Below are 21,213 nucleotides of genomic sequence, written 5' to 3' on the forward strand. Positions count from 1 at the left end.
ATCGGTAACGTTCGGCGGGATCTGGTCGATAGACCAGCGTGACCAGGACACCCGTGCGCTGACCCGCCACCGAGGGGTCTCCCTGGCTCTTGTGACTGCTGTCACAGGGTTTGTCAGGGTAGGGGGTTTGCAATAGGCTCCCACAACGGTGCTGATCGGCCCGATATAGGCCGATGGTCGAGTCGTTCACGACTCGATCGAGCACCGGTTCGGGGAGGGCCAGCGGCCGGGTGTCGTAGAAGATGCCGGTCGGGCCGGGGACAGAAGGTCCCCGACCTGACAGGTGACAGAGGGAGAAAACAGTCGATGCGCGAAGGTGCTGCCAAGCCGCGAACGACCGGCCGGACGAGTAGTCGTTTCGTCGCCGTGTTCGTCGCGATGGCGACAGTGATCGGACTCGCCGGAGTAATCGGGGGAGCGGGCCAGGCGAACGCCCGAATCGGTGGGACATCGGTCGGACAAGAGCAGTTCTTCGTGAACGGCTGCGGCATGCCGAACGTGAAGGTTCGTGCCTGGAAGCGTCCGGGCAACTACAAGACCGTCGTCCTGCTCGACGGCATGCGTGCCCAGTACGACTACAGCGGCTGGGAGATCAACAGCAACGTCCAGGAGATGGTGCGCTCCGGCGTCAACGTCGTGGAGCCGATCGGCGGCCCGGCGAGCTTCTACTCGGACTGGGATGCGCCCAGCAACTTCAACGGCCAGAAGTACACGTACAAGTGGAACTGCGTCATCACCAACAGCTTGGTCCGCGCCCTCGACGCGCGCGGCTACCGCGTCGGTGCCGGCCGCAAGTACGCCATCGCCGGACTGTCGATGGGCGGTAACGCGGCCCTCGTGATCGGTGCGCAGAACCGCCGCAACTTCGACCGCGCGGCATCGCTGTCGGGCTACAACTTCCTGAACGCGCCGGGCATGCGCAGCGCACTGCGCATCGCGATGCTGGACGTGGACCCGAAGCCGTGGAACATCGACAGCATGTGGGGCCCGCCGTGGAGCCCGCGCTGGTTCGACAACGACCCGTTCATGAACATCAACCGTATGCACGGCATGAAGATCTTCGTCGGCTCCGGCAACGGCCTGTTCGGTCAGTACAACGCCCTGCCGAACGTCTTCGACGACCTGTTCAAGGGCTCGACTCTCGAGGTCCTGGCGTTCACGCAGGCCAAGGCCTTCGAGGCGGCCGCAGCCCTGCAGGGTGTGCCCGTGATGACCTACGACGCCAACGGCACCCACGCATGGGGCTACTGGCAGGACATGTTGTGGAACGCCAAGAACCGGGGCTTCTTCCGCTGATCGCGGACGGCGGGGTGACCCGGCGAACAACATAAGTCACAGAAATCCCACGCGTAACAGCGTGGCGCACGCAAAACAGAACGCCCTACGTGTAAGAAACACGTAGGGCGTTCTGTTGTCTGTGAGGTTGATGTGACTTCTGGGGAGAAAGTTACCGACTCACCAGGGCGGACGCCGTGATGCTCAGGTGCGCGAAGGAGTTCGAGGGTGAAACGGCGAGTGGTTCGGCGTCACGAGACGCAGCAGGAACGGGGGCGGAACATGGTGATCGCCCGGTGGACGGCGGCCGGCGCGGCGAGTGCCGTCGCGGTGGTGCTCGTCGTCGCGGCCGTGGTGGCCCCGGCGAGCGCTGAGCCCGCCGCGCCACCGGCTCCCGCGGCTCCCGCCGCCCCGGCGGCCCCGGCTCAGCCTCGCGAGGCCGCTCCGCGGTCGCCCGCACCGCAGGCACCGGCACCGCAGTCGCCTGCTCCGCAGGCGACCCCGGCCGCGCCCGCCCCGATGGCTGCTCAGCCCGTCGGCGAGGTCAAGGTCACCAAGACCTACTGGTACTCGGATCGCCGTGTCGCCCTGTGGGTGCATTCGCCGGCGATGAACAACGACATCCAGGTGCAGATCCTGCTGGCCCGCGACTGGTGGGCCAAGCCCAAGCAGAGCTTCCCGCAACTGGTGACCCTCGACGGTCTGCGTGCCCAGGAGGACCAGAGCGGCTGGATCCTCAACACCGACATCGAGGACTTCTACCGCGACAAGAACGTCAACGTGGTGCTCCCGATCGGCGGCGAGTCCAGCTTCTACACCGACTGGAAGGACGGCGACAAGGGCAAGCTCTATCGCTGGGAGACGTTCCTGCAGAAGGAACTCCCGCCCGTCCTGGAGGGTCAGTGGCGGTCCACCGACGTCCGCGGTATCCAGGGCCTGTCGATGGGCGGTTCGGCGGCGATGATGCTCGCGGCCCGCAACCCCGGCTACTACAAGTACGCGGCGTCGTTCTCCGGCATCCTGCAGATGACCTCGTACGGCATGCCGCAGGCTATCCAGTTCGCCCTGCGCGACGGCGGGGGCTACGACTCGATGAAGATGTTCGGTCCGCCGAGCGATCCGGCGTGGAAGGAACACGATCCCTACCTGCTCGCCGACAAATTGCGCGGGACGAGTCTCTACGTGTCGTCGGGCAACGGTCTGATCGGTCCGCATGACAAGGCCTCCGACATACCGATGCTGGCCACCAACTACTCCGGCGTCGGCCTGGAGGTCCTGAGTCGCGTCACCTCACAGCAGTTCGCCATCAAGCTGAACCAGCTCGGGATCCCCGGGCAGGCCGTGTACCGGCCGTCGGGCACGCACACGTGGCCGTACTGGCAGTTCGAGATGGAACAGTCCTGGCCTCAGGCTGCCGCGGCGCTGGGGCTCGGTGCCGATCGTCCCGCCTGCAAGGTCGGGTTCCGCAAGGTCTACGACGCCAACCGGAAATCGCTGGGTGAATGCCTGACACCGGTGTACTCGGTGCCCGGCGGCAAGGCCCAGGACTTCCGTGGCGGCCGCATCATCACCGGGCCGAAGGGTCCGAAGGTCATCGGTGGCGGCATCGGCGGGGCCTATGTCGGCGCCGGCGGCCCGGGCGGAAGGCTCGGTCTGCCGACCAGTGACGAGCTTCCCACCCGAGACGGCAAGGGCCGGTTCAACACCTTCCAGCACGGCCGGATCGTGTGGACCGCCAAGGATGGGGCCCGGGTCACCAGGTGACGAACCCGGGCTGGGGTCGCAAATCTGAGTGCAGGTGTCGCCCGTGCTGAGACTTCGCTGAGGAATCGGTGTGTTTCCGCAGGTCGGGCGGGTCACTGTGCCGAAGTGCCACCTCTGAGCAGGTAGCCTTGCGGCAGGCCGATCGCCGGATGGCGAGGCGCGGCAACAGGTGAGAGCCAGGGCGGTCGGGGTCGATGGATCACCGTCGGAACCACCGCCCGGGCGCGACGAGGAAGTGACGATGACCAGTAAGTTTCTGCAACTCGCGATGGTCGTGGCCGGTGCCGCGCTGACGCTGGGTTCGGTGTCGGCCTGTTCCGACGACTCGACGGCCACCGCCCCGATCACCAGCAACCCGGTCACCACCACGTCGATGTACTCGACACAGCCGAGTTCGGCAGGCGAGTCCTCCGGCGCTTCCGCGGCCCCGACGTCAGGCTCCGCCACTCAAAACGGCCAGTCGGCCGCTCCGGGCTCGGCGCTGCCGGCCACCGCTCCCGATCCGAGCACCGGCGTGCCGCAGAGCTTCCCCGGCCCGAACGGGCAGCAGGTGGGCGCCAAGGGCCAGGCATATCTCGCGACCCTGAAGACGCAGAAGGTGACGTTCATGGGTGACACCGACAACTCGGTGGCCCTCACGATGGCCGAGTACGTCTGCAACGAGCGGCGCAAGGGCACCGATCCGGTCACGGTCAAGGCCTTTGTGACGGCATCCGTGGGCCCGGGAACCAAGACAGTGGCGGAGGCGAACTCCAAGGCCGACAAGGTGATCAAAGCCGCTGACGAGCACTACTGCTGACGCGTGAGTGCACGTAAGGCCAAGCCGCGCGGAAAGCGCCGGCTGCCGAAATTGCTGTTGTTCCTCGGTCTGCTCGCGATCGTCGCGATCATCCTGATCGTGATCCTGGTGATCACCCTCCTCCAGCCGGGACCCCCGAGACTGCCCACCCCGGGCGGGCCCTCGACGTCGGAGACCACGGAGCGTCCCGACGCCCAGTCGGCCGACTGTCCCGACGTCCTGAGTCTCGTCATCCCGGGTACGTGGGAATCCGCACCCGACGACGACCCGTATCAGCCGACGGCCAATCCGAAGTCCCTGATGCTGCGGGTGTCGGGCGCGTTGGCCGACGAGTTCCCGTCGTCGCGCACGAGCGTCTACACGGTGCCCTACATCGCGCAGTTCCGGAATCCGACGAACCTGACCGACCGCCAGAGCGATTACAACGTCTCACGGACGCAGGGCTACAAGCGGGCTGCGGGCAAGATCATCGAGACCAACAAGAACTGCCCGTTGACGCGTTACGTGATCATGGGCTTCTCGCAGGGAGCCGTGATCGCCGGTGACCTCGCGAGCGCCATCGGCAACGGGCGGGGAGTGCTCCCGGCATCGGATCAGGACCTCGTCCTCGGCGTCGGACTCATCGCCGACGGCCGGCGCGAACCCGGCGAGCAGAACGACATCGCACCTTCGCCGAAGGGCGTGGGAGCCGAGGTCGCACTGTCGGGCATGCGCGGCATCGTGCCGGGGATCACCATGACCGGCGCGCGCAGCGGCGGCTTCGGGGAACTTCAGGACCGCGTCCAATCCATCTGTGCACCAGGTGATCTGATCTGTGATTCGCCGACGGTGACGAATCCGATCGGAGCGGTGAGCCAGCTCGCGGGTGCCATCAACAATCCGGTGCACGCGATGTACGGGACGCCTCGGTATTGGTCACACGACGGTTCGACCGCGACCCAGTGGATGTACGGCTGGGCGAGTGATGTGATCCGCGACGCCCCGCGGCCCGCGCACAACTGAGGCCGTCGCCATCGACTGGGTCGAAGGTCCCAGATGTGGCACACGCCGTAATATGCCGCCGACCTTCACCGATTCGTTTGGTGGTGCCCTCTCGCTCCATTAACGTGTGTTGGCGATCGGGCACCTGCCCCAGACGACCGCGCACACGCGCATGAGGAGATATTTCGAATGAGCGAACCCGGGAACCTGCGAAAGTTCCGGTTCGGCGCCGGCGGCGAAGGCAACAAGGACGAGGGCGGCGCGCGCAAGTTCGTGAAGCTCGCGCAGACGGCCGAAGAATACGGTTACGACACCTTCGCCGTCCCGGACCATCTCGGCAATCAGGTCGGCCCCATCGCGGCACTCGGCGCGCTGACCCAGGCCACCAGCACGATCCGGCTCGGCACGTCCGTGTTGGCCAACGGCTGGCGGCATCCGGCACTCCTGGCCAAGGAGGCCACCACCATCGACGTGCTGTCGAAGGGCCGACTGGAGCTCGGCATCGGTGCCGGGTGGATGAAGGAAGAGTTCGACAAGGCGGGCATCGAGTTCGAGACCCCCGGCGTCCGTATCCGGCGCCTCGACGAGGCGCTGACCATCCTCGACGGCCTCATGCGCGGCGAGACCGTCGACTTCGACGGCGAGTTCTATCAGATCAACGGACTCGAGGGCAGCCCGCGTCCGCGTCAGGGGCCGCGCCCGCCGATCGCCGTCGGCGGCGGTGGGCCGAAGATGCTCGCGCTGGCCGCCAAGCACGCCGACATCATCTCCGTGGCGCCGAGCACCACGCGGGACGGCAAGATGAAGCTCTCGGACATGACGATCGAGAAGACGGCCGAGCGCGTCGACCGGATTCGTGAGACCGCTGGTGACCGGTTCGACGAGATCGAACTGAACTGGACGATCGCCGTCATCGTCATTACCGACGACCGCGAGGCTACGGCGGAGATGGCTCTGAAGGCGCTCGAGCAGGGCTATCCGCCCAACATCGAGCGGGACACCGAGTTCACCGTCGCGGACGTGCTGCATTCGCCGTATCTGGCGATGGGTACCTTCGAGGAGATCGCGGACCAGATCCGGGAGGTCCGGCGGCGGACGTCGATGTCTTACGTCGGGGTCTTCCCCACCCAGATGGATGCGTTCGCGCCGGTGATCCAGCTTCTCAAGGGAGAGTAAGATTGCCGACGGCCTGAACGCATATGACCAGGTGAACAGACATCGGGTGACGGCGAACCGGGGGATTTGCCCGCTTTGCACCGCCACGAAGATCAAGTTGACGATCATGAGCATTTCGAGCAGATAACGAAATTGGACTACCGTGACCGCGGTAGTACACAGGGCGTGGAAGGCGTAGGCCGGACGGCATCGCGGGGAGTGCCGACTGACCAGGGGGTGCTGCCTGCCACGTGGGGGCCACAGGAGTAACGGATGTTGAACACAGAATTCGAGCAGTTCCTCGATGAGAACGGACAACTGCATTTCACCGAGGACGCCACACTCGTCGACTACGTCGAGCGCAATGTGCGCGACAAGGCCGACACCCTTGCCTACCGCTTCATCGACTACAGCCGTGAGCGTGACGGTGAGGCGCAGGATCTGACGTGGGCGCAGTTCGGCAAACGACTGCGCGCGGTGGCGGCACGGCTGCAGCAGGTCACCAAGCCGGGCGATCGGGTCGCGATCCTCGCGCCGCAGTCGCTCGAGTACGTGATCGGCTTCTTCTCCGCGCTCTATGCGAGCAACGTCGCGGTCCCGCTCTTCTCTCCCGACGAGCCCGGGCACACCGACCGCCTGCACGCGGTCCTCGGCGACTGCCGGCCCACCGCGATCCTGACCTCCACGAAATCCGCCGAAGCGGTCCGTGACTTCTTCAAGCCGCTCCCCGCCAAGGAACGCCCGCGTGTCATCGCCGTGGACGCCGTTCCCGATTCGGTCGGGTCGAGCTGGGTGGCCCCGGTCGCGGGCAAGGACCACAACAAGGACACCGTCGCCTACCTGCAGTACACGTCCGGATCCACCCGCGTGCCCGCGGGCGTCGAGATCACGTACCAGGCCGTCGCCGCCAATGTGCTGCAGATCTACGACACGATCGAGATCGACCGCAATGCGCGTGGCGTCACGTGGCTGCCGATGTTCCACGACATGGGCCTGCTCACCGTGATCCTGCCTGCGCTCGGTGGCCGCTACATCACCATCATGAGTCCGCAGGCCTTCGTTCGTCGGCCCGGCCGCTGGATCAAGGAGCTCGCCGCCGCCAGCGACGGCGCGGAGACCTATGCCGCCGCCCCGAACTTCGCCTTCGAGCACGCCGCCGTACGCGGTCTGCCGAAGGAGGGCGAGAGCCTCGATCTGTCCAACGTCATCGGTCTGATCAACGGATCGGAGCCGGTCACGGTCAGCTCGATGAAGAAGTTCAACGACGCCTTCGAGCCGTACGGCCTGCCGAAGACGGCCATCAAGCCGTGCTACGGCATGGCCGAGGCGACACTCTTCGTCTCCGCGACGCAGCGCGAGAACGAGGCCAAGATCATCTACGTCGACCGCGACGAGCTCAACGCGGGCCGTTTCAAGGTCGTCGACCAGCATTCGCCGAACGCCGTCGCGCAGGTCTCCTGTGGCCAGGTGGCGGTCAGCCAGTGGGCGGCGATCGTCGATTCGGACACCGCGACCGAGCAGCAGGACGGCCACGTCGGTGAGATCTGGCTGAGTGGTCTCAACATCGGTGCCGGCTACTGGAACAAGCCGGACGAGACCGAGGAGACCTTCCACAACAAGGTCGCCAATCCGCTCGCCGAGGGCAGCCACACCGAGGGCGCGCCTGCGGACTCGATCTGGATGCGCACCGGCGACTACGGCGTCTGGCTCGACGGCGAGCTGTACATCACCGGCCGCGTCAAGGACCTCGTCATCGTCGACGGACGCAATCACTACCCGCAGGATCTCGAGTACAGCGCGCAGGAGTCGAGTGCGAGCCTGCGCCCCGGTTTCGTCGCGGCGTTCGCCGTGCCGTCGAACCAGCTCCCTCCGGTGGTGTTCGAGCAGTCCACGAGCGGACTGAAGTTCGATGCCGACGACGCGTCGGAGCAGCTCGTGATCGTCGCCGAGCGCGGACCGGGCAAGCGGAACGATCCGCAGGAGGTCGCCGACACCGTCCGGGCCGCCATCGCGTCGCGCCATGGCGTGATGGCCCGCGACATCCTGCTCGTGCCTGCCGGATCGATCCCGCGGACCTCGAGCGGCAAGATCGCCCGTCGCGCCACCCGCGCGGCCTACATCGACGGCAGCCTCCGTGGCGGCTACAAGCAGTCCGCGTTTCCCGACGCCGAGTAGCGACGTCGACGCCCCCGGTACCCGAATCACCCGTGGTCACCTCTGCGGGTGCCCTCGATCAGTAGTCTGGAAATGATGTCTGAACTGAATACCGAAGAGTCCGGCAATCTCGAGCCCGGCGACGATTCGTCGTCGAGCCGCGCTGACGACGCTTCGCACATCGAGGGACACACCGAGGGAACCGCCGGCGAGACCGTCGGCGATCTCACCGTCGCGGAACTGCGCGACTGGCTGCGAGGCTGGGTGTCGGAAGCCACCGGTATCCCGGCAGACCAGATCTCCGACGATCGACCGATGGAGGAGTTCGGACTCTCCTCGCGCGACGCGGTGGCGTTGGCCGCCGACGTCGAGGACAAGACCGGCGTCATCCTCACGGCGACTGCCGCCTACAACCATCCCACCATCGCGATGCTGTCCAAGCGCATCATCGAGGGTGATCCGGACGAGGGCCTCGACGCGGTCTCCGACACGTTCTGGCAGCGCGAGCGCAACGCCGACGACGACATCGCGATCGTCGGACTGTCGACCCGGTTCCCGAAGGCGGGCAGCACTCCGGAGTCGACCTGGGAGGCCCTGATCGAGGGCCGCGACGGCATCTCCGACCTACCAGACGACCGCTGGACCGAGTTCAAGTCGGACGCGCGGATGGCCGAGGTGCTCGACAAGCGGAACCTGCGCGGCGGCTACCTCGACGACGTGAAGGCGTTCGACGCCGACTTCTTCCAGATGAGCCCGCGTGAGGTCGAGATGGTCGACCCGCAGCAGCGTCTGGCGATGGAACTGACGTGGGAGGCGCTCGAACACGCCCACATCCCGCCCAGCGATCTCAAGGGCGGCTCGGTCGGCGTCTTCGTCGGCACGTCCACCAACGACTACCAGCTGATGGCGGCGCTGGGTCTGGGCGAAGGCTCCGACGAGACGGCGGCCTATGCACTGACCGGAACGGCGACGTCGATCATCGCCAACCGCGTCTCCTATTTCTTCGACTTCCACGGTCCCTCCGTGGCCCTCGACACGGCATGCTCGTCGTCGCTGGTGGCCGTGCATCAGGCGGTCCGAAGCCTGCGATCGGGTGAGTCCGAGGTCGCACTGGCCGGCGGCGTCAACATGATCCTGACCCCCGCGGCGACCGTCGGCTTCGACACCATCGGCGCGGTCGCCAAGGACGGCCACATCAAGGCCTTCTCCAGTGACGCCGACGGCATGGTCCGCTCCGAGGGCGGCGGGCTGTTCGTGCTGAAGCGACTGGCCGACGCCCGCCGCGACGGCGACCAGGTCCTCGCGGTGATCGCGGGTTCCGCGGTCAACTCGGACGGCCGCTCCAACGGCATCTTCGCGCCCAACCCCGAGGCGCAGGTGGAAGTCCTGCGCGACGCCTACACCGACGCGGCCATCGATCCGCGCAGCGTCGACTACGTCGAGGCGCACGGCACCGGCACCATCCTGGGTGACCCGATCGAGGCCGATGCGCTCGGTCGCGTGGTCGGCCGGGGTCGTGTGGTCGGGACACCCGCCCTGCTCGGATCCGCGAAGACCAACTTCGGTCACATGGAGTCCGCTGCGGGCGCAGGCGCGCTCGCCAAGGTGGTGCTCTCGATGCAGAACGACAGCATCCCGGCCTCGCTGAACTACGCGGGTCCCAACCCGTACATCCAGTTCGGGTCGAACGGACTGAAGGTCGTCCCCGAGACCACCGAGTGGCCGCGCTACTCAGGGCACGCGATCGCAGGCGTCTCCGGCTTCGGGTTCGGCGGCACCAACGCGCACATCGTGGTCCGCGAGGTGCTCCCGTCGGATCTGGCCGGTGCGGCCGCGACTCCCGCCGAGAGCAACCAGAATCTCGCCGAGAGCAACGTCTTGGTCGCCGAGAGCAGCCTTGATGACGACGACGAGTACCTCACCGAAGCAGAGCGTGCGATTCTCGCCGCGCAGGCCAAGACGGAACGCGAGACCGTCGAGGTCGTCGAGAAGGACCCCGCCGAGGGCTTCGCCCCCTGCGCCGCCGAGGGGTCCGTGGTGCCACTGGTGATCTCGGGATTCCTGCCGTCGCGTCGTCGGAAGTCTGCCCAGGACCTGCTGGAATGGCTGGAATCCGAAGCGGGACAGGCGACATCGCTCGCCGACATCGGCCGTGCCCTGGCGCACCGCAACCACGGACGCTCCCGCGCCGTGGTGATGGCCCGGACCCACGAGGATGCGATCACCGGTGCGCGGGCGATCGCCGAGGGCAAGAACAATCCGCTCGTCTACTCGGCCGATTCTCCTGACGCCGCGTCAGCGGTCTGGCTGCTGTCCGGTTTCGGCTCGCAGCACCGCAAGATGGCCAAGCAGCTCTACACCGAGAATCCGGTGTTCGCGAAGTACGTCGACCGCGTCGACGAGTACGTGCAGAACGAGCTCGGCTACTCGATCGCCGAGGTGTTCCTCGACGACGAGCAGACCTATGGCATCGAGACCAGCCAGGTCGGCATCTACACCATCCAGGTCGCCCTGGCCGATCTGCTCCGCCACCACGGTGCGCAACCCGGGGTCCTGGTACCGCATTCGATGGGCGAGGCGTCGGCGTCGTACATCAGCGGCGGACTCTCGCTGGAAGACGCGACCCGGGTGATCTGCCAGCGTTCGCGTCTGATGGGCGAGGGCGAGTCGATGCTGCAGGGAGACGACATCCGCCTGATGGCCCTCGTCGAGTACAGCGCCGAGGACATCAACGACGTCCTCGTCGACTATCCCGATCTCGAGATCTGCGTCTACGCGGCGCCGACGCACACCGTGATCGGTGGTCCCGAATCCCAGGTGGACGCGATCGTCGCGCGGGCCGAGGCGGAGGGCAAGCTCGGTCGCAAGCTGCAGACCAAGGGCGCCAGCCACACCTCGCAGATGGACCCGCTGCTCGGCGAACTCGCTTACGAGCTCACCGGGATCGAACCGTTGCGGCCAAAGGTCGGCTTCTACAGTTCGGTCGATCGGGAGACGTTCTACCGGCCGGGTCACGACCCGATCCACACGATCGAGTACTTCACCAAGGGCCTGCGCCACAGCGTCTGGTTCAGCCAGGCAATCGCGAAGTCGGTGGAGAACGGCCATCGCACGTTCCTGGAACTCTCGCCGAATCCGGCCGTCCTCATCTCCGTTGCCGCGGTGACCTTCTCGGCCGGTCTGCACGACGCCGAGCTCATCGAGACCTTGCGGCGCAAGGAGGACGAGAGCTTCGGCGTGGTGAACGCGCTGATGAAGCTGTACGTGCACGGACACCCGGTGGACGTCGGCTCGCTGTTCGGCATCGGTGGCTTCGGGGAGATCCCGCGGACCCGCTTCGAGCGCAAGGACTTCTGGCTCAAGGCGCAGCTGTCGTCCGGCGGATCCTCGGGCAAGGTCCCGGGTTCGCACGTCGCACTCCCCGACGGGCGTCACGCCTGGGAGGTGAACGCCTCGGCGGTCACCGATCCGCGTGAACTCGTGCGGGCGGCGGCAGCGCAGGTGTTCGCCGGCGCCACCGTCGGTGCTGCTCTCGGTCACGGCGACATCCCGGCCGTCGGCACGTTGACCACCACACTCAGCCCGCACCCGGGCGGTGCATCGGTCACCGTGCACAGCAAGCAGGACAAGGACTTCCGGATGCTGTTCGAGGCGGTCGTGACCGGGGGCGACATGCCCCCGGCGGACACGCCCGCGCCCGAGCAGACGTCGCCGGCAGCGGTCTTCGCCGACGACAAGGTCGTCGTCGAGGACGAGGTGGTCGACGACATCGGCAACAAGTGGAACCCGGATTCCGATGAGTCCGTGGAGGATCGACTCGCAGTGATCGTCGGGGAGTCCATGGGTTACGACCCGGAGGATCTGCCGCGCGAGATCCCGCTGATCGAGCTCGGGCTGGACTCGCTGATGGCGGTCCGCATCAAGAACCGTGTCGAGTTCGAGTTCGACATCCCGCAGCTGCAGCTCCAGGCGATGCGGCAGGCCAATCTGGCCGACGTGGTCAAGTTCGTCACCTACGCCGTCGAGCACCGCGACGAGGTCGCCCAGCTCGCGGAAGGCTCTGCCGGACAAGGCGATCTCGACACCGCCGCACTCAACGCACTCATCGACGCCGACAGCAACACGAAACCCACCGACAGCAACCCGGCTCCCGCCGACAGCAACACGAATCCCGCCGACAGCAACACGAAACCCGCCGACAGCAACCCGGCTCCCGCCGACAGCACCACCAAACCCGCGACCAACCTGACGGATCAGTCCGCGGTCGCCGACGCAACGGGTTCCGATGTGCCGCCGCGGGATGCGGCCGAGCGCCTGACGTTCGGTGTGTACGCGGTGGTCACCAAGAAGTCGGCCGGTGGCGTCTTCAACAAACTCCCGGTACTCACCGACGACGCGGCCCAGCAGCTCACCGATCGCTTGAACGAGCGGACCGGCGGTGACATCGACGTCGAGGACATCCTCGATTCCGAGACCATCGAGGAGATGTCGAACTACGTTCGCGAGTTCCTCGACGCGAGCGCGCACACCGACGGCTTCATCCGGTACCTGCGTCTGGTTCCGGACGGCAAGAAGTCGTATGACCCGTTGGCCGGTGATCCGGTGCCCGCGTTGCTCTTCCACCCGGCGGGTGGCAACACGTCGGCGTATGAGGCATTGCTCAAGCGACTTCCCGACGATCAGCCGGTGATCGGCTTCGACCGCGTCGAGGGCTCGATCGAGGAGCGTGTGCTGCAGTACCTGCCGCGCCTGCGTGAGATTCAGCCGCACGGGCCGTACGTATTGATCGGGTGGTCGCTCGGTGGTGCGCTGGCCTACGGATGTGCGCAGGTGCTGCGCGACGAGGGTGAGGTCGTCGACTTCGTCGGCCTGATCGACGTGGTGCGTCCGTCGGAACCGGTGGTCGAGACCGCCGACACGAAACGGGCCCGTCTGGAGCGCTGGCGCGACTTCGCGGTCAAGACCTACGACCTCGACGAGGACGTCCCCATCCCGATGGATCGCCTCGTGGAGGCCGACGACGAGGGACAGTTCCAGATCATCATGGAGATGATGTCGATGTCGGGCACCAAGATCCCCGGCGGCATCATCGAGCACCAGCGCACCTCGTTCCTCGACAACCGCGCGCTCACCAACATCGAACCGACGAGCTACGACGGCAAGGTGATCCTCTATCGTGCCGACAAGATGCACGACGGAGCGATCGAACTCGAGCCGCAGTGGGCGAAGATCGACGAGGACGGCCGGTGGGGTGAGGTGGTCGACGATCTGGAGATCATCCACATCGGCGGCGATCACCTCTCCATCGTCGATGAGCCCTACATCGGCAGGATCGGGGCGGACCTCACCGCGCGTCTGAAGAATGTGGGCCGCCGCGGCGACGCCGGCGAGTAAGGAAGAGAGCACCGTGACTGACACCACCGCCGGAAAGCTGGCCGACCTCCGCGAGAAGCTGGAGTCCGCCAAGGAACCCGGAGGCGAGAAGGCGATCGCCAAGCGCCAGGCGAAGGGCATCTGCTCACCACGTGAGCGCTTGACCATGCTGTTCGACCCGGGGACCTTCGTCGAGATCGGTGCGCTGGCAAAGATGCCCGGTGCCGCTCAGAGCGGATACGGCGACGGCGTTGTCACCGGACACGGACTCGTGCACGGCCGTCCGGTTGCGGCATTCTCACACGACCAGACGGTATTCGGTGGCACGGTCGGAGAGATGTTCGGCCGCAAGGTTTCCGCACTGATGGAGTGGGCCGGCAAGATCGGTTGCCCGATGGTCGGAATCAACGACTCGGCGGGCGCCCGCATCCAGGACGCGGTCACGTCACTGGCCTGGTACGCGGAGATGGGCAGGCGGAATCTGCTGCTCTCCGGTCTGGCGCCGCAGATCTCGGTGATCCTCGGCAAGTGCGCGGGTGGTGCGGTGTACACGCCCGCCAACACCGACATCCTGGTCGCGGTCGAGGACAAGAGCTACATGTTCGTCACCGGACCCGATGTGCTGAAACAGGTGAACGGCGAGGACATCTCGGCCGAGGACCTCGGCAGCGCGCACAACCAGGCGCGCTGGGGCAATATCCATCACGTTGCGGTGGACGAGAAGACGGCATTCGAGTGGGTGCGCGAGTACCTGCAGTACATGCCGTCGAGCGCGTACGAGCTGCCGCCGATCATCAATCCCGGTCTGGAGCCGGAGATCACCGAGTCGGATCTGTCGCTCAACGAATTCATGCCGGACAACGACAATGCCGGTTACGACATGCACGACATCGTCATCAAGCTGTTCGACGACGGCGCCTTCCATGAGGTCGGCGAGTTGTTCGCGCCGAATATCCTGACCGGGTACGCCCGGGTCGACGGTCGCGCCGTCGGCGTGGTGGCAAACCAGCCGAACGTGATGTCCGGTGTGCTGGACACTGATTCGTCGGAGAAGGCCACTCGTTTCGTCCGGATCTGCAACGCCTTCCACATCCCGCTCGTCTTCCTGGTGGACACGCCGGGCATTCTCCCCGGGCTTGCCGAGGAGCAGAAGGGCACCATCCGTCGATCCGGAAAGTTCCTGTACGCCTACGTGGAAGCCGACGTCCCGAAGGTGACCGTGGTGTTGCGCAAGGCCTATGGCGGCGCCTACGCGGTGATGGGCTGCAAACAGCTCGGCGCCGACATCAACCTGGCATGGCCGAGCGCCAAGATCGCGGTGATGGGCGCGGAGTCGGCGGCTGCGGTGCTGACCCGTCGTCAGACCGACGGGATGTCGGCGGCCGACGCCGACAAGGTGCGCCGGGACTTCATCGACTTCTACAACACCAACATGGCCACGCCCTACCTGGCAGCCGAGCGTGGCTACATCGACGCTGTCATCGAGCCGGCCGAGACCCGGCTACAGCTGCGAAAGGCTTTGGCGCAGTTGCGCGACAAGACGGAGTACCGCACGCCGCGTAAGCATTATCTGATGCCCATCTGAGTCGTCGGGCGTAGGATCACGGCCCGGCGGCCCGGCGGCCCGGCGTCTCAGTCGAAGCGGAGCAGGATCGAACGCACCGCTTGGGTGACGGTCATCCGGTCGTAGCTCTGCACGAAGTCGAACGTGCGGTCGAGATCATCGTGGCCGCTGTGCTTGTCGCGCGCCGACAACAGTGCGGCGAAGTGCGGGCCGAGAACGGCCACGTTCCACTCGTCGACGAGGTCGTCATCGCGTCGCAACGGTGCCCGGTGGACGTTCCCCTCCCTCAGGTCGGGCAGTCCGACGCCGTATACACCTGCGAGACCGGTCTTCTCGGACATCAGTCGCCATCGTTCCGCGGTTCGTGCGGTGAAATGCTCGGCATGCTGGAAGGTGCCGAGGACGATGGCCGCGCCACCGATGGACGCTTGGTGTTCGAGCGCCTTGCTCATCTCGATGAGCAGGCGTTTGTCGCCGAGGCGCGGTGCGATGGAGGCGGACGCGATGGCGTACGGGGTGGCCTGGTCCGGACCGGGGGTCGACCAGACCGGCATGTCGGGAAGTGGCACGATCGGGACGTTCGACAGTGCTGTGGGACTCTCCACCGACGGGTAGAGTCCGCCGATCCCGAACGAAGCCCCCATCGTCATGGCAGTGATCCGTCGGGCGTCGTCGTCGACACCTTCGGCGATGACGACCGCATGACTTCGCTCGGTGTGTGCGGCCAGGATGTGTGCGAGGCGAGCGGAGTCCTGAGTAGCGTTGTGCTGCAGCAGGTCTGCGCCGGTGATGATGATGTCCGGCTCGATCAGGGAGAGTAGGGTCGCGGCGTCCTCACTGCGATCGATGCCGTCGACGCAGATGATCTTTCCTGCTGCCCGTGCCCGGGCAACTCGAGCGAGCGCGCGCTGGGGACTGCGAGACACCGCGCCCGGCATGACGACCATGATCTGACGTTCGAGGGTGTCGGCGGTGTCGTCCTCGAGCTGGTCGAGGAGCTCGAGATCCGTCGCCACCAGGAGCGGCACGATGGTGGCGACGGACCGAGCGCGGGCAGAGCGCGCGAACTCGTGGCGTCGCCGGTCGATGACGTGATGCTGTTCCATCAATCTCGCGGCGCGACGCAGCGCGTCGGCCGTCCCGAGTCTGGTCCCGGAAGGTCCGCGGAGCTGCAGTTCGAGCGCGGCGACGGCGCCGTCGGTCAATCGGCACACCGGCGCGAACTGCATGTGCAGTTCGAGATCCTCGAACAGGGTGAACCCGCTCTCGGTCACCGGTGTGCGGCGAGGGTCAGGTGTCATCGTGGATCGGTCTTCTGGGACACGGGGCCATTCGGGCCTCCCGTCGGAACGGACGATCGCTCACATCGCGATGAGCGGACGCGAGCTTCTTCACATCCTGGGGCAGGGCAATTGTGTTGCCTGTCGTCAGGATAACACCGGCGTTGTGCCTGACCTGGTGGTGAACGGGAGACGAGACCGGACTGGGGAGCCGCCCTCACGCTGTGGAATTGTCAATGGTCGTGCGCGGTCCCGACGGTGGTCGGGTGCGCGGTGAAGGTGCTTACCTGAAATGTGCTGCGCTGGAGTGCGTATCTGTCCCGGTCGGCTGGTCGAGTGGTCGACGAGCGTAGTGAAGGGGCGTATCGGGACTTCAGGCGGCGATGTTGTCGAGGTGCATGGTGCGTCGGTTATGGGCGGGCAATGGTTTTCGGTGTGGGTCAACGGTGCTCGGTGGGATGAGCCAGGGGTGGCGGTCGATGCCCAGTGCGATGTCCCAGCCATGGGCGTGAACCTGGGCGTGGCAGGACGGGCAGAGCAAGCAGCCGTTGTCGAGGTCGGTGGGGCCGCCGTCCTGCCAATGGACCATGTGGTGCACGTGCGCCCAGGAGGCTGGTGCCCCGCATTTGATGCAGCACCGGTCGCGGGCGATGATCGCTTTGCGTTGGTGGGATGTGAACAGGCGTTGTTCGAAGCCCATGTCCAGGGGTGCGCGGTTGCCGTCGATGATGATCTCGGTGATCCCGGCATCGCAGGCGAGTTGTTTCGCCAGTGCTCGGGAGATCGGACCCAGCCATTGCAGTTGTGCGAGGTCGGGGGTGTCGACGGGGATGGTGACGTTGATGTGGGTTTTCGGGGGTGTGACGACTCGTGGATCGGCGGAAGCGGCGGCGTCGAGGATCTGTTCGAGCGCGTCGGCGCGTTGCTGACCGGGGGTGCGGGCGTCGGGGGATCCATCGGGTTCTGGTCGTGGTTGCGCCAAGGAATCGATGGCTGCGGTCAGCTTTTCGCCGATGACGACGTCGAGGTCACCCTTGAGAGTCACCCGTCCGTCGGAGGTCGGGGTGACGCCGAGTTCGTTGAGCCGTCGGTCCTCGGCGGCCGGTAGGCCACCGGTTTCGTCGGCGACCTGGTTGCCGCGTCCCCGCGCGACCTGTTCGATCGTTGTGGGTGTCGCCCCGGACATGGCCTGGGCGATCAAGGCTCGCTCGTGTTCGAGGCGCTCCTCACCGCAGAGGCCGTCGGCGGCGCGGCGGACGATATGTGCCATGCCATGCACGATCGCATCGATGTGTTCGGCGGAGAACGCGCCGTCACCGGCGTAGCCGGGTAGCCGCTGCAGTGTGGCGAGGGCGGCGCCGATGCGCAGCCAGCGTGTTGCCACGCCGGGTGCGGCACCCATCTCCATCAACAGGATGCGCGTTGTGCCGCCCGACTGTGTGGCGACCCCGAGTCGGTCCAACGCCGCGGCATGGACTGCCAGTCGATGATCGACGATATTGCGCAGTTCCATCAACGCCTTCGTGGCGTCGAACACCTGCCGCCCCGACGCCGCATCGGCGACGGTGACCTCACGCATGACCTGGATGGCCGAGCTGATCTCCCCCATGCAATCCAGTATGACTCGAACATGTGTTCGAGTCAAGGGATTCTTCAGTGCCGCAAAGAAACTCGTTGATTCTGGCCTCACGCAAACTCTTCAGAATACCGCTCGACTCCGACAGTTTCGGCCCATGCGGTACCGGCACGTCCGCCCAAGCGGAGCCGCGATCACGCCACCGTGTGCCCGACCAGCCTGCCGATGGCGAACGTGACGATCATCGCGAGCGCTCCGCCGATCACCACGCGCAACATCGGCCGCCATGGACGGGAGCCGCCGAGAGTTGCGCCGACGGCACCGGTGAGTGCCAGGGCGGCGATGACGGCGATGAACGTCACCGGGATCCGCCATGAGGCCGGCGGCGCGAGGATGGCGATCAGGGGGAGCAGGGCTCCGGCGGTGAACGACACCGCCGACGAGAGGGCGGCCTGCCAGGGGTTGGTCAACTCGTCCGGATCGATGCCGAGTTCCACGTCGGCGTGCGCCTCGAAGGCGTCGTGGTCGCTGAGCTCCCGCGCCACCCGGCACGCGGTCTCGTGCGTGAGTCCCTTTGCCTCGTAGAGGCCCACGAGTTCGTCGAACTCGGCCTGCGGTTGCTCGAGGAGTTCCCGTTCTTCCTTCGCCAGCAGTGTTCGTTCGGTGTCACGTTGGGTGCTGACCGAGACGTACTCGCCCAGCGCCATCGAGACGGCACCCGCGGCCAGTCCGGCGACGCCCGCGGTGAAGATCGGCCCACGGTCGGCAGTGGCTGCCGCCACGCCCACCACGATGCCTGCCGTGGAGACGATCCCGTCATTGGCGCCGAGGACCCCCGCGCGCAGCCAGTTCAGCCGATTCGCCAGGGAACCGGTGTGCGGTTCGCCGCGATGCTGGTGTTCGTGATCGACGGTCATGGGTCAACTCAACTGCCACAGCGACATTCCCGCAAGGTAGGAAACGATTGCCTTAGCGGGCACGACGACTCAGAAAACCCTGATCCCCAACCGACGCCGGAGACGCATGTCGTACAGGTAGGCCTGGAGCAGCCCTCGCGCGACACGTCCGGTGGCCGGCTCGACGAGGCGGGCCACCCGAAGGGTTCGGTCGTAGGCCGCCTCGTCCGCGGGGCTCCATCGCCAGTGCATCATGGTGCGGAACTCGGGCGGCAGGCCGGCTTTGATGAGATAACTCATCGGACGGCCGAGTACCTTGTGTGCCATCGCGCCCGCCGGTCCGATCCGGTCCTCCAGAAACGACAGATCCGAGAGTTGTTGCAGCAATGCACGTACCGGCGGGTCAATGGTCATGTCGTCGAGCTGGGTGCGCCAGTACTCCTGTAGATCGGCGTAACTGCCCGGCCACTGATCCTCGGTCACGTTGAGGGTTGTCCCGAGCCACCGGGAATCGTCGACGACACGGTCCTTCTCGGCCGGACTCAGTGATCCGTACAGGAGCTCGTACTGATCGAGGAAGTATTTCACCAGGCACACCGCCACCCACAGCTGGAGTCGGGAGTCGTTGGCGCTGTAGCGAACGGGGCTCTCGGCGGTCGAGTAGACGAGGTCATGGATACGTTTGAGCTCGCTGCCGACAAATGCCCGGTCCTCGTCGTCGCCCATCAACGCGACCGCCAGGAAGGTCCCGGTGGTCCGACTGCGTTTGATCGGATGCTTCACGGCGCTGCCGGAGTCGACGCGACTCTCCACCACGCCGTGGCCGACCTTCGGATTCGCCAGTTGCATGATCACGTTGGCCCCGGCGATGGTCGGGCCGAGGCCGGTGACCAGATCACCGGTCCGCCGCACACGACGACGCCCCCGCGCGGGCCTGACGTCGGCGACATGCGCGTGCTGGTACGTGCCCTGGCCACGCTCCATCTCGCCAGGTTAACGCGCGAGCCCGTGTGGAGGGTGGAATCGGCGTGGCTGCTCCCCTGCCGATCGAATGGCCGGTGGCCTGGGCCCGCCGATCGAGTAGCCGGTGAGCGGAGCGAGCCGGTGTATCGAGATCCCGGGTGCGGGTGGACGCTCCTATGGTGTGTCAAGCGTGTTGGTGCTCGAGTTGTCGGAAGATTTGTCGGGCTATGAAGCGTTTGAGGCAGCGGCGGATTTCGCGGGGCGTTTTGCCTTCAGTGGTGCGTCGTTCGGTGTAGGTCTTCGTCTGGTCGTCGTAGCGTTGTCGGGTCAATACGACGGTGTGGAGGGCTCGGTTGAGTTGGCGGTCGCCGTAGCGGTTGAGTCGATAGCGGGTGGTGACTTGACCGCTGGTGGCGGGGATTGGGGCCGCGCCGGCGAGCATGGCAAAGGCTGCCTCGGAATGAATGCGTCCGGGATGGGACCAGGCACATAGCACGACTGCGGCGACGATGGGGCCGACGCCGTGGATGTCGAGCACGTCGGGCCGCCAGCTGTTGACGATGGTTTTGATCGCCTTCTCATGCACGGCCGCTTCGGCTTTGAGATCACGGACCCGTCGCGCTAGGGTCTTCAATATTGTTGCGGTTGTGCGTGTTTCAGTGTCCCAGACGGTGTTGATGCGCCAGCCGGCAGCAATCGTGACCATCTGTGCGGTGTTGTGGCCGCGCAGTTTGTCGCGTAGCACCGTGGGTGCAGCGATGATCAGGCCGTGGATTTGGCGTTGGGCGGTGGTGTAGGCGTCGACCGCGGAGCGGCGTGCCGCGAGCAACACCGACAGTGCCTGTCGGTCGCCGTTGCCACGTGGGGTGCCGTTGAGAGTGCGTGACAACGCTTCTCGGCCGGCGCGGACCGCGTCGAGAGGATCGGATTTGGCGCCGTTACGGCGCTTCATTCGGGCGGGTCGGTCCAGCTCGATGACCAGTTCATCATCAAGCAGACGCGTCAGGCCGGCACCGTGGCTGCCGGTGCCCTCGATGGCCCACGCCCGCAAAGCGGGATGGGGCTCAGTGAAATCCAGAAGCTCCTGGTAGCCCTCCTCGGTAGTAGACACGGTGATCTCATCGATCACCGCACCGGTACCTGCGTGGATGATCGCCGCGCTGTGGGTACCAACGTGAGTATCAACACCGATGACAATCTCGACGACATCAGCCAAACTGGTCATGCGTTCTCCCTTGGACAGGACGGACGTGATGTTTCCGGTCCGGGAGGAATCACGGCAGGACTGTGATGAGACACGACGCGTTAGCGGCGTCGGTCAAGCTCCTGATCAGGCCAGTCATATTCCGACCGGGCCGGGATCGCGACAGACCATGCGGACAAGTCCCGTTAAAGGCACTCGGCCAGTCTCGATATGAGTCACGCACGATCTG

General features: G+C 66.0%; 13 protein-coding genes. 8 read left to right on the top strand and 5 right to left on the bottom strand.

Annotated features, from left to right (window positions below; genetic code table 11):
- The first annotated feature begins 306 nt into the window (after positions 1-306).
- From OVA31_RS11555 to OVA31_RS11590, 8 genes are all read left to right on the top strand, one after another.
- Complete coding sequence (locus OVA31_RS11555; protein WP_267631221.1) at positions 307-1,296, top strand: alpha/beta hydrolase; 990 nt, start codon at positions 307-309, stop codon at positions 1,294-1,296.
- A 261-nt stretch (positions 1,297-1,557) separates the two neighbouring features.
- Positions 1,558-3,039: an alpha/beta hydrolase-fold protein gene (locus tag OVA31_RS11560; RefSeq protein WP_267631490.1), complete on the top strand. Its 1,482-nt coding sequence runs from the start codon at positions 1,558-1,560 to the stop codon at positions 3,037-3,039.
- A gap of 241 nt (positions 3,040-3,280) precedes the next feature.
- Positions 3,281-3,838, top strand: coding sequence for a DUF732 domain-containing protein (locus OVA31_RS11565; protein WP_267631222.1), 558 nt, complete (start codon positions 3,281-3,283; stop codon positions 3,836-3,838).
- A 3-nt stretch (positions 3,839-3,841) separates the two neighbouring features.
- Positions 3,842-4,840: a cutinase family protein gene (locus tag OVA31_RS11570; RefSeq protein WP_267631223.1), complete on the top strand. Its 999-nt coding sequence runs from the start codon at positions 3,842-3,844 to the stop codon at positions 4,838-4,840.
- Positions 4,841-5,008: 168 nt separating this feature from the next.
- Positions 5,009-5,995, top strand: coding sequence for an LLM class F420-dependent oxidoreductase (locus tag OVA31_RS11575; RefSeq protein ID WP_267631224.1), 987 nt, complete (start codon positions 5,009-5,011; stop codon positions 5,993-5,995).
- A 252-nt stretch (positions 5,996-6,247) separates the two neighbouring features.
- Positions 6,248-8,149, top strand: a complete 1,902-nt coding sequence (gene fadD32, locus OVA31_RS11580) for a long-chain-fatty-acid--AMP ligase FadD32 (protein WP_267631225.1) — start codon at positions 6,248-6,250, stop codon at positions 8,147-8,149.
- Between the two features lie 75 nt (positions 8,150-8,224).
- Positions 8,225-13,522 carry a polyketide synthase Pks13 gene (gene pks13 / locus OVA31_RS11585; RefSeq protein ID WP_267631226.1) on the top strand — a complete coding sequence of 1,766 codons (5,298 nt, stop codon included), beginning with the start codon at positions 8,225-8,227 and terminating at the stop codon, positions 13,520-13,522.
- A 13-nt stretch (positions 13,523-13,535) separates the two neighbouring features.
- Entirely contained in the window at positions 13,536-15,086 is a 1,551-nt protein-coding gene (locus OVA31_RS11590) for an acyl-CoA carboxylase subunit beta (RefSeq protein WP_267631227.1), read from the top strand.
- A gap of 47 nt (positions 15,087-15,133) precedes the next feature.
- Here OVA31_RS11590 and OVA31_RS11595 read toward each other — a convergent pair whose 3' ends face one another.
- The 5 genes from OVA31_RS11595 to OVA31_RS11615 form a co-directional block, all read right to left on the bottom strand.
- Positions 15,134-16,366 (bottom strand): DICT sensory domain-containing protein, encoded by a 1,233-nt coding sequence (locus OVA31_RS11595; protein ID WP_420714173.1) that lies wholly within the window; start codon positions 16,364-16,366, stop codon positions 15,134-15,136.
- Positions 16,367-16,718: 352 nt separating this feature from the next.
- Positions 16,719-17,954 carry an HNH endonuclease gene (locus tag OVA31_RS11600; protein ID WP_267631228.1) on the bottom strand — a complete coding sequence of 412 codons (1,236 nt, stop codon included), beginning with the start codon at positions 17,952-17,954 and terminating at the stop codon, positions 16,719-16,721.
- Between the two features lie 161 nt (positions 17,955-18,115).
- The gene (locus OVA31_RS11605; protein WP_267631229.1) at positions 18,116-18,838 is read right to left on the bottom strand and encodes a VIT1/CCC1 transporter family protein; all 723 of its coding nucleotides are present in this window, start codon (positions 18,836-18,838) and stop codon (positions 18,116-18,118) included.
- A 69-nt stretch (positions 18,839-18,907) separates the two neighbouring features.
- On the bottom strand, positions 18,908-19,801 hold the full coding sequence (locus OVA31_RS11610) for an oxygenase MpaB family protein (RefSeq protein WP_267631230.1): 894 nt from the start codon (positions 19,799-19,801) through the stop codon (positions 18,908-18,910).
- A 163-nt stretch (positions 19,802-19,964) separates the two neighbouring features.
- Positions 19,965-21,005 (bottom strand): IS110 family transposase, encoded by a 1,041-nt coding sequence (locus OVA31_RS11615; RefSeq protein WP_267631078.1) that lies wholly within the window; start codon positions 21,003-21,005, stop codon positions 19,965-19,967.
- Positions 21,006-21,213 lie beyond the last annotated feature (208 nt).

The organism is Gordonia sp. SL306 (assembly GCF_026625785.1).
Classification (GTDB): Bacteria; Actinomycetota; Actinomycetes; order Mycobacteriales; family Mycobacteriaceae; genus Gordonia.

What these genes read in the sequence shown, in the direction of transcription:
- OVA31_RS11555 (WP_267631221.1), top strand. Translation starts at nt 307, where the DNA reads ATGCGCGAAGGTGCTGCCAAGCCGCGAACGACCGGCCGGACGAGTAGT.
- OVA31_RS11560 (WP_267631490.1), top strand. Translation starts at nt 1,558, where the DNA reads ATGGTGATCGCCCGGTGGACGGCGGCCGGCGCGGCGAGTGCCGTCGCG.
- OVA31_RS11565 (WP_267631222.1), top strand. Translation starts at nt 3,281, where the DNA reads ATGACCAGTAAGTTTCTGCAACTCGCGATGGTCGTGGCCGGTGCCGCG.
- OVA31_RS11575 (WP_267631224.1), top strand. Translation starts at nt 5,009, where the DNA reads ATGAGCGAACCCGGGAACCTGCGAAAGTTCCGGTTCGGCGCCGGCGGC.
- fadD32 (WP_267631225.1), top strand. Translation starts at nt 6,248, where the DNA reads ATGTTGAACACAGAATTCGAGCAGTTCCTCGATGAGAACGGACAACTG.
- pks13 (WP_267631226.1), top strand. Translation starts at nt 8,225, where the DNA reads ATGTCTGAACTGAATACCGAAGAGTCCGGCAATCTCGAGCCCGGCGAC.
- OVA31_RS11595 (WP_420714173.1), bottom strand. Translation starts at nt 16,366, where the DNA reads ATGACACCTGACCCTCGCCGCACACCGGTGACCGAGAGCGGGTTCACC.
- OVA31_RS11600 (WP_267631228.1), bottom strand. Translation starts at nt 17,954, where the DNA reads ATGGGGGAGATCAGCTCGGCCATCCAGGTCATGCGTGAGGTCACCGTC.
- OVA31_RS11605 (WP_267631229.1), bottom strand. Translation starts at nt 18,838, where the DNA reads ATGACCGTCGATCACGAACACCAGCATCGCGGCGAACCGCACACCGGT.
- OVA31_RS11610 (WP_267631230.1), bottom strand. Translation starts at nt 19,801, where the DNA reads ATGGAGCGTGGCCAGGGCACGTACCAGCACGCGCATGTCGCCGACGTC.
- OVA31_RS11615 (WP_267631078.1), bottom strand. Translation starts at nt 21,005, where the DNA reads ATGACCAGTTTGGCTGATGTCGTCGAGATTGTCATCGGTGTTGATACT.